Annotated in this window: 2 protein-coding genes; both read right to left on the bottom strand. The window is 73.6% G+C overall.

All coding sequences use genetic code 11. The annotated features are described in order from the left end of the window. Positions 1-17,268 (bottom strand): type I polyketide synthase, encoded by a 17,268-nt coding sequence (locus tag AB0L75_RS30840; protein ID WP_365187437.1) that lies wholly within the window; start codon positions 17,266-17,268, stop codon positions 1-3. A 32-nt stretch (positions 17,269-17,300) separates the two neighbouring features. Then, positions 17,301-18,494 (bottom strand): cytochrome P450, encoded by a 1,194-nt coding sequence (locus AB0L75_RS30835; RefSeq protein ID WP_365187435.1) that lies wholly within the window; start codon positions 18,492-18,494, stop codon positions 17,301-17,303. Between the last annotated feature and the right edge of the window lie 4 nt (positions 18,495-18,498).

Below are 18,498 nucleotides of genomic sequence, written 5' to 3'. Positions count from 1 at the left end.
TCAGCTCGTCTTGCCCAGGGCCCGTTGCACCAGGCCGGCCAGATCCATCGCGTCGATCAGTTCCTCGTCGCCGGCGGTCGCCGACGCCCCGGCAGCCGACGCGTCCGCGTCCGGGTTCTCGTCGTCGCCGCCTCGGCCGTCGCTCTCGTCGGCGAGGCCCAGCAGGGTCTCCAGGACGCCGGCCTCCTTGAACCGGGCCAGCGGAACGGAGGCCAGGACCCTCCTGAGGTCGTCCTCACGCGCCTCCGGACCGTCGTCGCCCTCCCGCAGCAGCTCGGCGCGCAACAGGCCGACCAGTGCCTCCGGGGTGGGGTAGTCGAAGATCAGCGTCGCGGGCAGCCGCAGTCCGGTGGCCGCGTGCAGGCTGTTGCGCAGGTTCACCGCGGCCAGCGAGTCGAAGCCGACGTCCTGGAAGGCCTGGCGCGGACCGATGCCCTCCGCGCCGCCGTGGCCGAGGACCGTCGAGGCGTGGCTGCGCACCAGGCGCAGCAGGATGCGGTTCTGCTCGGCCTCGGGGACCGCCCGCAGGGAGTCCGCGAGGGACGAGGCCGCGTCGCTGTTGTCGCTGTCGCCCTGCGCCGCCTGGAGTACCGCCTTCGCCTCGGGCAGGTCGGCGAGCAGGGGGCTGGGGCGGACCGAGGTGAACGCGGGGACGAACGCCCCCCAGTCCATGTCGGCCACCGCCACGAACTTCTCGTTGCCCCGCACCGCCTGCACCATCGCGGTCACCGCGAGCTGCGGCGCCATGGGCAGGATGCCCCGTCGGCGCAGCTGGGCGAGGGCCGCCTCGTCCATGCCCACGCCGATCTGGTCCAGCGCGCCCCAGGCGAGCGACGTCGCCCGCAGCCCCCGGGCGCGGCGCCACTCGACCAGGGCGTCCAGGACGGAGTTGGCCGCTCCGGACGGGCCCTGTCCGCCGCCGCCCCACACACCGGCGATCGAGGAGAACACCACGAACGCGTCGAGCGGCGTGTCCCCGAACTGCTCGTCCAGCCACAGGGCGGTGTCCACCTTGGCCGCGAACACCTCGGCGAGGTCGGCCGCTTCGGTGTCGTCGAGGGAGCTGGTCCGCGTGATGTCGGCGGCGTGCACCACCGCGGTGAGCGGCTGCCCGCCCGCGGACACCAGACGCGCCAGGGCGTCCCGGTCCGCGTCCGCGCAGGACTCCACCATCGTGGCGGCGCCGAGCGCGGCCAGTTCGGCCCGCAGCTCCGGCACGGCCTGGTCGGGCGCGTGCGCGGTGGTGGTGATGACGAGCCGGTCGGCGCCGGCGAGCGCGAGCCACACCGCCGCGTGCCTGCCGAGTCCCTCGGCGCCACCAGTCACCAGGACGGTGCCCCGGGGCTGCCAGCGGGCGTCGGCGGCCGTCGCCTCCGGCACGGGCTTGCGGGCCAGCCGGCGGCTGTAGACGCCCGAGCGGCGTACCGCGAGCTGGTCGTCGCCCCCGGCGCCGTTCAGCACGCCGAGCAGGTACTGGGCCGTACGCGCGTCCGTCCTGGCGGGCAGGTCGACCAACCCGCCCCACCGGTCGGGGCGTTCGAGCGCGGCGGCCCGGCCGAGGCCCCACAGCGCCGCCTGGGCGGGCGAGGTGAGGGTGTCGTGGATGCCGATGTTCACCGCGCCCTTGGTCAGGCACCACAGGGGCTGGCTGACATCGGCGTCCGCCAGGGCCTGGACCAGCGCGAGCGTCGACGCCGTGACCGCGAGCGGATCCTGCGGACCGCCCGCCGCCTCCAGAGCGAGCAGCGACAGCACCCCGGTCACGTCGTGTCCGGCCAGCGCACCGGCCAGCCGCCCGGCCAGCCGCTCCCGCGTACGGTCGCGCTCACCGACCTCCAGCAGGACCATGCCGAGCCCCTGGCCGCTCAGCTCCTCCAGCAGTGCGTCGATCGCGGTGTCGTCCGGACGCTCGGACGGTACGACGACCAGCCAGCGCCCGCTCGGCACACCGGCGGCCTCGCGCTCCAGCGGCTGCCAGGTCACGTGGTAGCGCAGCTTCTCCGCGGTCGACTGCTCACGCCGCTTGCCGCGCCACTGAGCGAGGACGGGTATGACCGTGCCGAGCGCGGTGCGCTCGTCGGCCGACGCCATCTCCAGCAGCTCGGTGAGCGAGTCCAGATCGGTGTGCTCGACCGCCTGCCAGAAGTCGGAGTCCGCGCCTTCGGAGACATCGGCGGCGGCATCGGCCACGTCCGCCTCCCGGAGCCAGTAACGCTGCCGGTCGAAGGCGTACGTCGGCAGGTCCACGCCCGCCGCCGTGGCTCCGTCCGGCAGCACTCCGGCCCAGTCCAGACGCACACCACGGACGAACAGCTCGGCCATCGAGGCCAGCAGGCGTGACAGCCCGCCGTCCTCGCGGCGCAGCGAGCCGGTCACCACCGTGTCGGCGTCGCTCTCGTCGGCGGTCTCGGTGATCGGCTGGACCAGCACCGGGTGGGCACTGACCTCGACGAAGACGCCATGACCCTGACGGATCAGCTCGGCCACGGCCGGTCCGAAGCCGACCTGGCCGCGCAGGTTGCGGTACCAGTAGTCCCCGTCGAGGACACCGGCCTGGTCGATCCACGCGCCGGTGGCGGTGGAGTAGAAGGGGATCGCCGGTGCCTGGGCGTCGATGCCGTCCAGCGTCTCGGCGAGGGCGTCGCGGATGTCCTCCACGTGGCGGGTGTGCGAGGCGTAGTCCACCGCGACCCGGCGCACCCGGACACCGTCGTCCGAGAGAGCCTGAAGTGCCTCGTCCAGCGCCTGCGCGTCACCCGCGATCACCACGGAGGACGGGCCGTTGACGGCCGCGACCTCGACACGATCCGACCAACGCTCCAGCCGCTGAACGGCCTCGCTCTCGGTCAGCGCGACCGAGGCCATGCCACCACGCCCGGCCAGCCGCTCACCGATCGCCTGGCTCCGCAGCGCAACCACCTTCGCCGCATCTACCAGCGACAGCGCACCCGACACACACGCGGCCGCGATCTCACCCTGCGAATGACCCAGCACAGCATCAGGACGAACACCCACCGACGACCAGACAGCAGCCAGACCGACCATCACCGCGAAGCTCGCGGGCTGCACCACATCGACCCGCTCCAGCAGCTCGGGATCCTCACCCCGCAGCACGCCCACGAGCGACCAGTCGATCCACGGCTCCAGCGCGGCAGCGCACTCGGCGATCCGCTCGGCGAACACCGGAGACGACTCCAGCAACTCCCGGCCCATACCGACCCACTGCGAGCCCTGACCCGGGAACACCCACACGACCTTGCCCGGCCCACCCGAACCGGCGGCGCCGACCACCAGGTTGGCCGCACTCTCGCCGCGCGCCAGCGCCTGGAGCCCGGCGACCGCGTCCTCGTCCGACCCCGCCACGACCACCGCACGCTCGCCCAGCAGCGCCCGGTTCGACACCAGCGCCTCGGCGACACTCGCGAGCGGCGCCCGACCGGCGTCCTCGATGAACGCCGCGAGCCGCCCGGCCTGCCCCGCCAGCGCACCGGCACCGCGCGCCGACACCACCAGCGGGACCACACCCGCAGACTCCAGCGCCTGCCGTGCCTCCTCGGCGGGCGCCTCCTCCAGGATCAGATGCGCGTTGGTCCCGCTCGCACCGAACGAGGAGACACCGGCCCGCCGCGGTCGGCCACCACGCGGCCACTCCCGCGCCTCGGTCAGCAGCTCCACCGCACCCGCGGACCAGTCCACCTGCGTCGTCGGCTCATCCACGTGCAGAGTCGCCGGAAGCATCTCGTGCCGCAGCGCCTGCACCATCTTGATCACACCGGCCACACCCGCGGCCGCCTGCGTATGCCCGATGTTCGACTTCAACGACCCCAGCCACAAAGGCTTCTCCGGGTCCCGGCCCTGCCCATACGTCGCCAGCAGCGCCTGCGCCTCGATCGGGTCGCCCAGAGCCGTACCCGTGCCGTGCGCCTCCACGACATCCACGTCCGCCGGGGCGAGCCCCGCGCTGGCCAGCGCCCTGCGGATCACCCGCTGCTGCGAGGGCCCGTTCGGAGCCGTAAGGCCATTCGACGCGCCGTCCTGATTGACGGCGCTCCCCCGCAGCACCGCGAGAACCCTGTGCCCGCGCTCCCGCGCCACCGACAGACGCTCCAGCACGACCACGCCGACACCCTCGGCCCAGCCCGTGCCGTCGGCCGTGGAAGAGAACGCCTTGCACCGGCCGTCGGCGGACAGGCCGCGCTGGCGGGAGAACTCCAGGAAGGCGTCCGGGCTGGCCATGACCGTCGCGCCGCCGGCCAGCGCCATGGAGCACTCGCCCTGCCGCAGCGCCTGCGCGGCCAGGTGAATGGCCACCAGGGAGGAGGAGCAGGCCGTGTCCACAGTGACCGCGGGTCCCTCGAAGCCGAAGACGTACGAGACCCGGCCGGACGCCACACTCGCCGCCGTACCGGTCATGAGGTAGCCCTGGACGTCTTCGGGCACCTGGTGGAGCCGGGTCACGTAGTCGTGGTGGACGATGCCGGTGAAGACGCCGATGTCGCTGCCGCGGGTGGACAGCGGGTCGATGCCCGCCCGTTCCAGCGCCTCCCAGGAGGTCTCCAGGAGGAGCCGCTGCTGCGGGTCCATCGCCAGCGCCTCGCGCGGCGAGATCCCGAACAGGGCGGCGTCGAACTGCGCGGCCTCGTGCAGGAATCCGCCCGAGCGGGTGTAGCTGGTGCCCGCGTGGGCCGGGTCCGGGTGGTACAGGCCCTCCAGGTCCCAGTCGCGGTCGACCGGGAAGCCGGACACCGCGTCCCGGCACTCCAGCACGAGGTTCCACAGCTCCTCGGGGCTGTCCGCGCCGCCCGGCAGCCGCGTGCTCATGGCGACGATCGCGATCGGCTCGTCGGAGGCCACCGCGGCCGGGGCCGTGACGGGCACCTCCTCGTGCTCGCCGAGCAGTTCGGCGCGCAGGTAGCGGACCAGCGCCGCCGGGGTGGGGTAGTCGAAGACGAGCGTGGCGGGCAGCTCGACGCCGGTGAAGTCGTGCAGCCGGTTGCGCAGCTTGACCGCGCCGAGCGAGTCGAAGCCGAGGCTCTTGAAGGGCTGTTCCGCGTCGAAGTCGAACGCGTCCGCCTCGCGGTGGCCGAGCACGACCGCGACGCTCTCCTTGACGAGTGCCATCAGCACCCGGTGCTGTTCCTCGGCCGCGAGTACGGCCAGCCGTGCGGCGTACGCCTCGCCCGCGCCTTCGCCGCGGTCGACCACGCGCCGGGTCAGGCCGGCGGGCGCGGTGCGGGGGGTGTCGGAGGCGTCGGGGGCGTCGTCGTGCGCGTACGCCGGCGGTGCGTGCTCCTCCGCGGCCTCCCGGGCGACGGTGTCCAGGGTCAGCGGGCCCAGCGCGGCGACGGGTTCGCCGGCGGAGTCCGCCAGTTCGACGAGGTACCGCTCGCCGTCCACCACCGGGGTGATCCGCAGCCGCAGCGCCGCGGCGCCCTGCGCGTACACCGCCACAGCGGCGCAGTCGGACAGGTCGCGGGCGGGCTGCCCGGTGCCGCTCGCCTCCGCTGCCGTACGGGCCTCCAGGACGCGCAGCGCGGTGTCGAGGAGTACCGGGTGCAGGGTGAACTCGGCTGCCTCGTCGGCCAGTTCGTCCGCAAGCGCGATCTCCGCGAAGATCGTGCCGTCCTGCTGCTGCCAGACGCGGTGCGCGCCGGGCAGGGGTGCGGCGCTGTCCGCGGGCGGCGCCCAGGTTCGCAGGTCGAAGGCGGGCTGCGGCATTCCGGGGGCGAGGACGGCACGGGCGTGGCAGGTCCAGGTTCCCTGGTCCGGGCCGAGGGGGCGGCCGTGGACGGCGGCGCGGCGGCGCCCGTCCGGGCCGGGGCCGTCGACCGTGACCCGTATCTGGGTGTGGCCGTGCGCCGGGATGGTCAGCGGCGCCTCAACGGCGATCTGTCCGAGGTCTCCGCACTCCACCTCGTCGCCGGCCCTGAGGATCATCTCCAGGAGGGCGGCGGCCGGGACCCTGGTGGTGCCGTCCGTCGCGGTGGGCGCGCCGAGCAGGCCCCGGCTGCGCGGCGACAGGCGTCCGGTGAGGACGACGCCGCCGATGCCGTCGTGGCCAGTGCCGTCGCCGCCGGTGCCGTCGCTGCCGGTGCCGTCGCCACCGGTGCCGTCGTCGCCGGGTACCTCGACGACGGTGCCGAGCAGCGGGTGCCGGGCGCTGGCGGTGCCGAGGGCCTCGGCTCCGCCCGCCGTGGCGGCGTCGGTCTCGACCCAGTACCGCTGGTGCTGGAAGGCGTAGGTGGGCAGTTCGGTCCCGGCCGCGGTCCCGGTCCCGGTCTCGGTGGCCGGGTGTCCGAGGACGGCCGACCAGTCCAGGTCCACTCCGCGTACGTGCAGGTGCGCGAGCGCCGTCAGGACGTCGGCGGGCTCGGTGCCGTCCTTGCGGAGGGTGGGGACACAGCCGTTCTCCTGGACGCCGGGCGTGCCGAGCGCCATCGCGGCGAGGACGCCGCCGGGGCCCACTTCGAGGAAGGTCGTCACGCCCTGCTCGACGAGCGCGGTGAGGGCGTCGCCGAACCGCACCGCGTTCCGTACCTGGTCGGCCCAGTAGCCGGGGGCGGCGAGCTGTCCGTCCCGGGCGAGTTCACCGGTCAGGGTGGAGACGACGGGAACGGTACCCGGCTGGTACGACAGGCCCTCCGCGACCGTGCGGAACGCGTCGAGCATGGGCTCCATCAGCGGGGAGTGGAAGGCGTGGCTGACGGTCAGCCTGCGCGTCTTGCGGCCCCGCTCGGCCAGTTCACCGGCGACGGCGAGCACGGCGTCCTCTGCGCCGGAGAGCACCAGAGCGTCGGGGCCGTTGACCGCCGCGACGCAGACCACTCCCGGCGCCCGGTCGAGCAGGGGCGCGAGTTCGGCCTCGGTGACCTGGACGGCGACCATCGCGCCGCCTTCGGGCAGGGCCTGCATCAACCGGCCGCGCGCGGCGACGAGTTCGCCGGCCTGGTCCAGGTCGAGGACTCCGGAGACGTGCGCGGCGGTGATCTCGCCGATCGAGTGCCCGGCGAGCAGGTCCGGTCGCACACCCCAGGACTCGAAGAGCCGGAACAGCGCGGTCTCCAGGGCGAACAGGGCACCCTGGGTGTACATGGTGCGGTCGAGCAGCTCGCTGTCGGGCGATCCCGGCGCGGCGAGGACGACATCGCGCAGCGGGCGTTTAGCGTGCCCGCGCAGGTGTGCGTCCACGGCGGAGCACGCGGCGGCGAAGGCGTCCCGGAAGACCGGGAAGGTGTCGGCGAGTTCGCGGCCCATGCCCGCCCACTGGCTGCCCTGGCCGGTGAAGAGGACGGCCAGCTTGCCGGCGGCGGGGGTGCCGGTGACGACCGTGGGGCTCGCCGCGCCCTGCCCGAGGGCGGTGAGGTCGGCGCGCAGCCGGTCCCGGTCAAAGGCCAGGACGACGGCGCGGTGGTCGAGTTGGGCGCGGGCGGTGGCGAGGGCGTACGCGGCGTCGGGCAGCCGTACATCGGGCCGCTCGTCGAGGAAGCGGGCGAGCCGGTCGGCCTGGCCGCGCAGTCCGGCCGCCGTCCGCGCGGCCACCGGTACGGGCACGGGGGCGTCGGCCGGGTACGGCGCGGGCCGCGGCGCGGTGGGCGCCGGCTCGTCGGGGGCCTCTTCGAGGATGACGTGCGCGTTCGTTCCGCCGATGCCGAAGGAGGACACTCCGGCGCGGCGCGGGCGGCCGTCGCGCGGCCACTCCCGTGCCTCGGTCAGCAGTTCCACGGCTCCGGACGACCAGTCGACGCTGGTCGAGGGCCGGTCCACGTGCAGTGTCCGGGGCAGGACGCCGTGCCGCATCGCCATGACCATCTTGATCACGCCGGCGGCGCCCGCCGCGGCCTGGGTGTGGCCGAGGTTCGACTTCACCGATCCCAGCCACAGGGGCCGCTGCGGATCGCGGCCCTGCCCGTACGTCGCGAGCAGCGCCTCCGCCTCGATCGGGTCGCCGAGCGTGGTGCCCGTGCCGTGCGCCTCCACGGTGTCCACGTCCGTCGTCGACAGACCGGCGTGGGCCAGGGCCTTGCGGATCACCCGCTGCTGCGAGGGCCCGTTCGGAGCCGTAAGACCGTTCGACGCGCCGTCCTGGTTCACGGCGCTGCCGCGCAGCACCGCCAGCACCTGGTGCCCGTGCCGGCGGGCGTCCGAGAGCCGCTCCACCAGGAGCAGCCCGGCGCCCTCGGACCAGCCGGTGCCGTCCGCGCCGTCGGCGAACGCCTTGCACCGGCCGTCGGGTGCGAGACCGCGCTGCCGGGAGAACTCGACGAACGTCTCCACGGTGCCCATCACCATCACACCGCCGGCCAGCGCCATGGTGCACTCGCCACGGTTGAGGGCCTGCGCCGCCATGTGCAGGGCCACCAGCGAGGAGGAGCAGGCCGTGTCGACGGTGATGGCGGGGCCCTCGAAGCCGAGGTGGTACGCGATACGGCCGGACAGGACACTCCCCGAGCTGCCGGTGAGGCGGAATCCCTCGACACCGGACGCCTGGTGCATGCGCACGCTGTAGTCGTGGCTGTTGACGCCGACGAACACGCCGACGTCCTGCCCGGCCAGGGTCGTCGGGTCGATCGCGGCCCGCTCGAAGGCCTCCCACGACGTCTCCAGCAGCAGTCGCTGCTGCGGGTCCATCGCCAGCGCCTCGTTCGGCGAGATACCGAAGAAGGCGGCGTCGAATCCGGCGGCGTCGTCGAGGAAGGCGCCGTGGCGCACATAGGTGGTGCCGGCGTGGTCGGGGTCGGGGTCGAAGACCCGGTCGGTGTCCCAGCCGCGGTCGTCGGGGAACTCGGTGACGGCGTCGACGCCGTCGGCCACCATCCGCCACAGGTCCTCCGGGCTGTGCACCCCGGCGGGGAAGCGGCACGCCATCGCCACGATCGCGATCGGCTCGTCACCCGTGACCGGGGCGGCGGCGGTCTCGGCCGTCGGCTCGGGCGTACCGCCGAAGAGCTTGGTGCGCAGGTGCTCGGCGAGCAGCGTCGGCTTCGGATAGTCGAAGACGACCGCCGGGGAGAGGGCGCCGCCGGTCGCGGCGACGAGCCGGTTGCGCAGCTCCACCGCGGTCAGCGAGTCGAACCCGGCGTCCTTGAACGACCGGTCGGCGCGTACGGCGTCGACGGAGCTGTGTCCGAGGACCTCGGCGGCGTGCCGCCGCACCAGACCGACCAGGGCCTCGGTCTGCTCGGTACCGCTCAGCGGGGCGAGGCGCTCCGCCAGGGACCCGGCCGCGGACGGGGCCGCCGCCCGGGCCGCCGGCCGCGGTGCGGGCGCGAGACCGCGCAGCAGCGCCGGCACGGGACCGTCGGCCGCCGCGCGCCGCAGCGCCGGCACATCGAACTTGGCCGCCACCAGCGTGCCGTCCGTGCCCGTCCCGCTGCTCAGGGCGGCGTCCAGGAGGGCCATGCCCTCGGCGGCGGTCAGCCCGGCCATGCCGATGCGCTGGTTGCGCCGCAGGTCCGCGGCGCCCAGGTGCTCGGTCATGGCGCTGACCGTCGACCAGTAGCCCCAGGCGAGGGACACGGCCGGCAGGCCGAGCCGGTGCCGCTGCCGCGCCAGGGCGTCCAGGCAGGCGTTCGCGGCGGCGTAGTTGCCCTGTCCGGGGTTGCCGAGGACGCCCGCCGCCGAGGAGAACAGCACGAACGCGGCGAGGTCCAGGTCCCGGGTCAGTTCGTGCAGGTGCAGGGCCGCGTCCAGCTTGGGCCGCAGCACGGTGTCGACGCGTTGCGGGGTCAGCTCGGTGAGCACCCCGTCGTCCAGTGTCCCGGCGGAGTGCACGACGGCCGTCAGCGGATGCTCGGCCGGTATCTCCCGTATGAGGGCTTCGAGTTGGGACCGGTCCGAGGTGTCGCAGGCGACGACGGTGACCGTCGCGCCCAGCGCGGTCAGCTCCTCGCGCAGCCGCGGGGCGTCGCCACGGCGGCTGGCCAGCACCAGGTGGCGGATGCCGTACGCGGTGACCAGGTGCCGCGCCGTCAGCGCACCGAGCGTTCCGGTGCCGCCGGTGATCAGTACGGTGCCCTCGGCATCGAGCGGGCGCGCGAGCGCCCCGGCTTCGCCGGCCACGCCCGGCACCCGTACGAGGCGGGGCACCTCGGCGACACCGCCGCGCACCCTCACCTGCGGTTCGCCGCTCAGGACCACGGCCGGCAGAGCCGAGCGGGAGTCCTCGTCGAGGTCCGCCAGGACGATCCGGTCCGGGTGCTCCGACTGCGCCGAGCGCACCAGCCCCCACACCGCGGCCGCCGCGAGCCCGTCGCAGTCCCCGGTGACCACGGCCAGCCGGGTCTCCTCCAGGGCGGGCTGCGCGAGCCATGCCTGAAGGACGGCGAGGGCCGCGCCGACCGCCGCACGAGGGTCACCCTCCACGAGCGCGGCCCGGGCGTCGTACAGCAGGATCTCGGGAGCGATCCCGTCCCCGCCGGCCGACGCGGCGACGTCCTCGCCACTCGCGACAGGCACCACGGCCAGGGCCCGGTCCACGGCGGGCAGCGGCACCCGCGTCCAGTCGACACGGAACAGTGAGTCGGGCGGCAACACCCCGCCGATTCCGGCCTGTTCGGGCGAGAACGGCACTCCGCGCACGCCCTCGACCGTCATGACGGGCTGCCCCGTGGGGTCGGTCAGCAGCAGCGGCGTACCCTGCGCCGACGTACCGCCCTGGCGCACCCGCAGTGCGGCGGCGCCCGACGCGAGGAGGGACACACCGGTCCACACGGACGGCAGCATGCCGCTCGGGACGACCGTGCGAACGGCGGCGTCGAGCAGCGCCGGGTGTACCCCGTAGCGGCCCGCGTCACGCAGCGCGGCACCGTCCAGGGCGACTTCGGTGACCTCGCTGACCTCGGTGTCCGGCCCGGCGGGCGCGAGCACCTCGCCGGTGGCCGCGGGCACCAGCGTGCCGTGCGCGTGCCGCGTCCACTCCGCGTCCAACGGGGCGTCCCCGGCGCGGGAGTACACCTCCACCGGCCGCCGCCGCGTCTCGTCGGCCTCGCCGACGACGACCTGGACGCTACGACTGCCGTGCTGCGGCAGCACGACGGGCGTGCCGACGGTCAGTTCGTCGATGACGGGGGCCGAGGCCAGGTCACCGAGCCGGATGGCCAGTTCGACCAGGGCGGCGTTCGGCACGACGACCGAATCGGCCAGGAGGTGATCGGCGAGCCAGGGGTGCGTCTTGAGGGACCACCTCGACGTGGCCATGAGACCACCCGAGTTCGGCATGCTGACGACCGCACCGAGCAGCGGGTGATCGGCCCCGGCGAGCCCGAGAGAGGTCGCATCGGTCGCGGTCCCGGCCGGCTGGAGCCAGTAGTGCTTGTGCTCGAAGGCGTACGTCGGCAGGTCCACGCCCGCCGACATGGCTCCGTCCGGCAGCACCCCGGCCCAGTCCACGGGGACGCCGCGCACGAACACCTCGGCCATCGAGGCGAACAGGCGCCGCAGTCCGCCGTCCTCCCGGCGCAGCGAGCCGGTCACCACCGTGTAGGTGCCGGCATCGGCGTCGTAGGCGGTTTCGGTGATCGGCTGGACGAGGACCGGGTGGGCACTGACCTCGATGAAGGCGTTGTGGCCCTGGCCCAGAAGATCCGCTACGGCCGGTCCGAAGCCGACCTGGCCGCGCAGGTTGCGGTACCAGTAGTCCCCGTCGAGGACACCGGCCTGGTCGACCCAGGTGCCGGTGACCGTGGAGTAGAAGGGGATCGCCGGTGCCTGAGCCTCGATGCCGTCCAGCGTCTCGGCGAGGGCGTCGCGGATGTCCTCCACGTGGCGGGTGTGCGAGGCGTAGTCCACCGCGACCCGACGCACCCGGACACCGTCGTCCGAAAGGGCCTGAAGCGCCTCGTCCAGCGCCTGCGCGTCACCCGCGATCACCACGGAGGACGGGCCGTTGACGGCCGCGACCTCGACCCGGTCCGACCAACGCTCAAGACGCGCGACAGCCTCGTCCTCGGTCAGCGCGACCGAGGCCATGCCACCACGCCCCGCCAACCGCTCACCGATCGCCTGGCTGCGCAGCGCAACCACCTTCGCGGCATCCGCCAGCGACAGCGCACCCGACACACACGCGGCCGCAATCTCACCCTGCGAGTGCCCCAGCACCGCATCGGGACGAACACCCACCGACGACCACACAGCCGCCAGACCGACCATCACCGCGAAGCTGGCGGGCTGCACCACATCGACCCGCTCCAGCAGTTCGGGCTCGGCCTCGCCACGCAGCACATCGACGAGAGACCAGTCCACCCACCGCTCCAGCGCGGCAGCGCACTCGGCGATCCGCTCCGCGAACACCGGAGACGACTCCAGCAACTCCCGGCCCATACCGACCCACTGCGAGCCCTGACCCGGGAACACCCACACAACCTTGCCCGGCCCACCCGAACCGGAGACGACACCCGCCGCACTCTCACCGCGCGCCAGCGCACGCAGCCCGGCAAGCGCCTCCGCATCCGACTCGGCCACGACCACCGCACGCTCGCCCAGCACCGCACGGCCGGCGACCAGCGCCCCGGCCACCGACGCCAGCGACACCCCGTCGCCGCCCTCGATGAACGCCGCGAGCCGCTCGGCCTGCCCCGACAGCGAGGCCTCACTTCGCGCCGACACCACCAGCGGCACCACACCACCGGGCGCCGCCTTCGTAGCAGCCGTCTCCTCGGCAGGCGCCTCTTCCAGGATCAAATGCGCATTGGTCCCGCTGACGCCGAACGCGGACACGCCCGCACGACGCGGACGACCGTCGCGCGGCCACTCCCTGGCCTCGGTCAGCAGCTCCACCCCACCCGCGGACCAGTCCACCTGGGACGTGGGCTCATCCACGTGCAGGGTCGCCGGAAGCGTCCCGTGCCGCAGCGCCTGCACCATCTTGATCACACCGGCCACACCCGCGGCGGCCTGCGTGTGACCGATGTTGGACTTCAGCGAGCCCAGCCACAGCGGCTTCTCCGGGTTCCGGCCCTTGCCGTACGTCGCCAGCAACGCCTGCGCCTCGATCGGGTCACCCAGAGCCGTACCCGTGCCGTGCGCCTCCACGACGTCCACGTCCGCCGGGGCGAGCCCCGCGCTGGCCAGCGCCCTGCGGATCACCCGCTGCTGCGAGGGCCCGTTCGGAGCCGTAAGGCCATTCGACGCGCCGTCCTGATTGACGGCGCTCCCCCGCAGCACCGCGAGAACCCTGTGCCCGCGCTCCCGCGCCACCGACAGGCGCTCCAGCACGACCACGCCGACACCCTCGGCCCAGCCCGTACCGTCGGCCGTGGACGAGAACGCCTTGCACCGACCGTCGGCGGCCAGCGCTCGCTGCCGGGAGAACTCCACGAAGTGGTCGGGGGTCGCCATCACCGCGACGCCGCCGGCGAGTGCCATGGAGCACTCGCCCTGCCGCAGCGCCTGCGCGGCCAGATGCATCGCCACCAGCGACGACGAGCAGGCCGTGTCCACCGACACCGCCGGGCCCTCGAAGCCGAAGACGTACGAGACCCGGCCCGACGCCACGCTCGACGCCAGCCCTGTGGTCGCGAAGCCCTCCAGCTCAGGTGTGGGTACGCCGGTCCCGTACCCCTGGCCGAACAGCCCGGAGAACACGCCGACATCGGCGCCCTTCAGCGAGACCGGGTCGATGCCCGCCCGCTCCAGGGCCTCCCAGGAGGTCTCCAGCAGCAGCCGCTGCTGCGGGTCCATCGCCAGCGCCTCACGCGGCGAGATCCCGAAGAACCCCGCGTCGAAGAGGCCCGCGTCGTGGAGGAAGCCGCCCTGGTTCGCGTACGAGGTGCCCGGGTGAGCAGGGTCCGGATGGAACAGGCCCTCCAGGTCCCAGCCACGGTCCTCGGGGAAGTCGGAGACGGCGTCGATGCCGTCGACGACCAGCTTCCACAACTCCTCGGGCGAGGAGACACCGCCCGGCAGCCGGCAGGCCATGCCGACGATGGCGAGCGGTTCGTTCGGGTCGGCCGCCAGGACCGTCCCGGTCACCGGTGCGGGCCCCGGGTCTCCGAGGATCTCGGACCGCAGGAAGGCCGCGAGGGCCGCCGGGGTGGGGTGGTCGAAGGCGGCCGTGGTGGGCAGGCGCAGTCCGGTCCTCTCCGTCAGCCGGTTGCGCAGTGCGACGACGGCCATCGAGGTGAAGCCCAGGTCGCGGAAGGCGCGGTCGGCCGGTACCCGTTCGGGACCTGCCTGCTGGAGCACCTCGGCAGCCTGCGTGCGGACCAGGTCTTCGACGTGTGCGAGCTGCGCGCGCTCCTGGAGTCCGGAGAGCCGGTCGCGCAGGGCTGCCGCGAGGGCCTCGTCCGGCTCGCCCGGTCGAGCGGGCTCCTCGACCAGGGAACGCAGGATCGCGGGCATTCGAGTGTCACCTGCCGGTGCGCCGGGCAGCACCGCCAGCGGCGACCGGGGGTTCGTCGTCAGCGCGATATCGAAAGCGGAGAGCAGATCCTGAGGCAGTCGGCCCGCGTCCTCGCTGGTCGGGCCGGATGCGTCGGTCTCGCCGGGGCGTCCGCCCCAGGCGAGGTACGAGCCGGGCAGGTGCCGCAGTCGGCGGTTGCGTATCACCGCGTCGCACAGCAGCGCGTCTACGGCCGCGGCCGGGTCGTCGGGAGAGCCCAGCAGCCCGGCGGCACCGGACGACACGATGACGAAGGCGCAGAGGTGCTCCTCCCCCGCCGTCATGTGGTCGAGTTGCAGGGCCAGTTCGGGGTCGTCGGCGGCGTGCACCACCGCGGTGACCGGATGGCGCAGGTCGGCCAGGGCGTCCCGCAGCGACTGGGGACGGGCTGCGTCAGCGGTGATCCGGACGACGCTCGTCCCGGCGAAGGCCAGTTCGTCGCCGGGGGTGGTGCCGGGGGCGCCGGGGGCGTTGACGAGGAGCAGGTTCCGCGCTCGGTGGACGGTGGCCAGACGGTGTGCCAGCGCCGCGCCGCGCTCGGTGTCCGCTCCGGTGACCACCACGGTGCCGGTGGCTCCGGGCCAGGGGTCCGGCTGCGGGCGGTCGGCGACAGGCAGGCGCATCAGCCGGGGAACCAGCAGGGCGCCCGAACGTACGGCGATCTGGGGCTCGTCAGAGGCTAGCGCCGCCACCAGGACGTCCGGGAAGTCCGGGAAGTCCGGGAAGTCCGGGGAGTCCGGGGAGTCCAAGGAGTCCGTAGCGGCCTGGCCTTCGTCCAGAACGTCCACGAAGGTCAACGACTCCGGCCGGCCCTCCTGGCGGGAGCGCGCGACAGCCCAGAGGGGGGCCTCGGCGAGCTGCTGGGCGCCGTCCGCCGCGTCCGCCGCTTCCACGGCGACGGCTCCGCGCGTGAGGATCACCAGCCTGGCGGCCGCCAGTTCCGGTCGCGCCAGCCAGGCGTCCACGTCCTCGGCCAGCAGCCGGGCCCGGCCACGCCCCACGCCGATCGCGTCCGCATCCGCCTCCGTGGCCGTGGCCGTGGCCGTGGTCGTCGTCGTGGCCGTGGTCGTGGCCGCGTCCTGCCCGTCCTCCGCTCGGGTCGGCGGCACCAGGAGGGTCACGTCCGCAACCGGCTCGCCGTCGGCCACGGCGGCGCGCACCGCCGCCAGGTCCGGGTAGTGGCGCACCACGCCGCCCGCTGCTTCCAGCGCACCGGCGAGCCGGCCCGCCCCGGGACCGGCGAGCGCCCAACTCCGCGCCAACGTACCGGCGTTGTGCGGCCGCGGCGCCGGAACCCACTCGACGCCCATCAGCGTGTCGTGGTGCCCGCTCGCCGCGTAGCGCAGGCGGCCCGGCTGCTCGGCCAGGAGACGTCGCTTGATCTTCCCCGAGGCGGTGCGGGGGATGTCCGTGACCTCGTGGATCCGCTCCGGCACCTTGTAGGCGGAGAGCTGCTCGCGGCAGCGGGCGATCAGGGAAGCGGGGTCGAAGCCGGTGGGGCCGGGGATCACGTACGCGACCGGTACTTCACCGAGCGTCTCGTGCGATGCGCCGGCGACCGCCGCGTCCGCGACGCCCTCGACGCCGCGCAGGACCGCCTCGACCTCCTCGGGGTGGATGTTCTCGCCGCCGCGGATGACGAGTTCCTTGATCCGGCCGCAGATGGTGAAGTAGCCGGCCTCGTCGCGCCGGGCCAGGTCTCCGGTCCGGAACCAGCCGTCCTGCAGCGCCTCGGCGGTCGCCTCGGGGCTGTTGTGGTAGCCGGCCATAACGTTCGGCCCGCTGACCCAGACCTCGCCCTCGTGCCCCGCGGGGACGTCGGCTCCCGTGGTGGGGTCGACGATGCGGACGTCGACGCCCGGCACGGGCAGGCCGCAGGAGCCGTCGACCCGGGCGCCGTCCGGCGGGTTGATGGTGATGGCGCCGCAGGTCTCGGTGCTGCCGTAGGCGTCGACCAGCGGGACCCCGAAGGTCTCCTCGAAGTCGCGGCGCAGGCCGGATCCGGTGACCGCGCCGCCGACCAGCCCGATGCGCAGGTCCGGCGCGCGGAAGCCGCTGTGGCGGGCGGCCGTCACCAGGTGGTGGTAGGTGGTGGGGACACCGGCCAGGAAGGTCGTGCCGTCCTCGCGCAGCACCCGTATGACGTCCTCGGCGGAGCTGCCGTCCATGAGGCGTGCGGTGGCACCGGCGACGGTGACGGACAGCACGCACGCGATGTGCGAGAGGCTGTGGAAGAGCGGCAGCGGCCACAGCACCCGGTCCTGGTCCGTGAGCCCCGGGATCGGTATGTAGCAGGAGGCGACGGACCACAGGCAGTTGGCCTGCGTCGACAGCACGCCCTTGGGCCGGCCGGTCGTCCCCGACGTGTAGAACATCCAGGCCACGTCGTCCAGGGCGAGATCGTCCCGGGCTGGCACGGACGGCTCGCGCTCGGCGAGTTCGTCGTACGCGTGGACTCCCGACCCGCCGAGGAGACCCTCCGGAACCCCGCCGGTCACGAGGATCACGGTCTTGGACGTCTCCCCCGGCGCGCCCGTGAAGCGCTCCGCCCGCGCGGCGTCGGTGACGACCAGCGTGGCGCCGCTGTCGGCGAGGAGGTACTCCAGCTCGGCCGGTGCCGAGGCGGGGTTGAGCGGCACCCCGATGGCCCCGGCGCGCACGATCGCCAGGTAGCTCTCCACGGTGGACACCGTGTTGCCGAGGCAGATGGCCACGCGGTCGCCGCGCTCGACGCCGAGGTGCGCCAGATGCCCGGCCAGGCGGCGCGTCCGTGCCTCGAGGTCCCCGTAGGTGACCGCTCGCCGGTCGTCCGCGAATGCGACCTTGTCGGGGAAACGGGTCGCGTGCTCTTGGAGTACGACGGGCAGGGGCTTGATGAGGTCGGTGCGCACGGTGCCGCAGGTCCTTTCGGGGAAAAGGGAGTTCACCAGGAGACGGGCAGGCTCTTCACCGCGAAGACGGATCCCTTGAGCCGGAGCGGCACCTCTTCGAAATCAACGGCAAGGCTGAGGTCGGGAAATGCGCGGAGGAGAGCGGAGAAGCCGGCGCGCAGTTCGACGCGTGCCAGGTTCTGGCCCAGGCACTGGTGGATCCCGAAGCCGAACGCCATGTGACCGGAGGTCTCGCGGTCGATGTCCAGCTCGGCGGGGCACCCGAATTTCGCCGGGTCGCGGTTGGCGGCGGGCAGGGAGACCGTGACGCTGTCGCCCTTCTTGACCGTCTCACCGGCAAGTTCGATGTCCTCGAGGGCGGTGCGGTACGTGTCGTACTGGTTGACGGTGAGGTAGCGCAGGAGTTCCTCGACGGCGGCGTCGAGCTTCGACGGGTCCGCGCGCAGCGCCGCCAGCTGGTCGGCGTGGTGCAGGAGCGCGAACACGCCGACGGCGAGTGCGCTCTCGGTGGTCTCGTAGCCCGCGAAGAGGAGCAGCGTGACCATGTTGCACAGCTCTTCGGTGGTGAGCTGCCCGCCGGCGATGAGGCGGCTGATGAGGTCGTCCTCGGGCTCCTTGCGCCGGCGCTCGATCACCTCGGCGAAGAAGGCGACCGCCTGCTGCATGGCGGCCGCGGCCTCCTGCGGGTCGGCGTCCGAGTCGTGCAGGAGCGTCGGTGCGTGGCCGTAGCGGTCGGCTTCGCCGTAGGGCAGGCCGACGAACTCGGACAGGATCCGCAGGGACAGCGGCTTGGCGAAGTTCGCCACGAGGTCGGCGGGCGAGCCGTGTTCCCGCATGACGCCGATCTGCTCGGCGGCCACGGTCTCCGCCCGCGCCATGAGCTGACCGGCCCGACGGGCGGTGAACTCGCCGGTGAGCAGCCGCCGGTAGCGGGTGTGGTCGGGCGGGTCCATGTGAATGAACATCCCGGGAATCCGCGGATGGTTGGGCATCACCTGTCCGCGGTGCGTCACCGGGAAGTGGCCGATCTCCGTGCTGTGGCTGAACCTCAGGTCGCTGAGGACCTTCCGCGCCAGTTCATAGCTGGAGACGATCCAGCCGACATGTCCATCGGGATACACCATTTTCGCGAGCGGTCGTTCTTTCCGCAGCGCGTCGAATATCGCGGGAGGGTCGAACTGGTGGGTGCGCGCCCATGGTTCCTCGAAGGATATTGCGTCGCTCATGGAA

The organism is Streptomyces sp. NPDC052101 (genome assembly GCF_040680235.1).
Taxonomy (GTDB): domain Bacteria; phylum Actinomycetota; class Actinomycetes; order Streptomycetales; family Streptomycetaceae; genus Streptomyces.
This window is presented reverse-complemented; position numbering and strand designations above follow the sequence as displayed.

What these genes read in the sequence shown, in the direction of transcription:
- AB0L75_RS30835 (WP_365187435.1), bottom strand. Translation starts at nt 18,494, where the DNA reads ATGAGCGACGCAATATCCTTCGAGGAACCATGGGCGCGCACCCACCAG.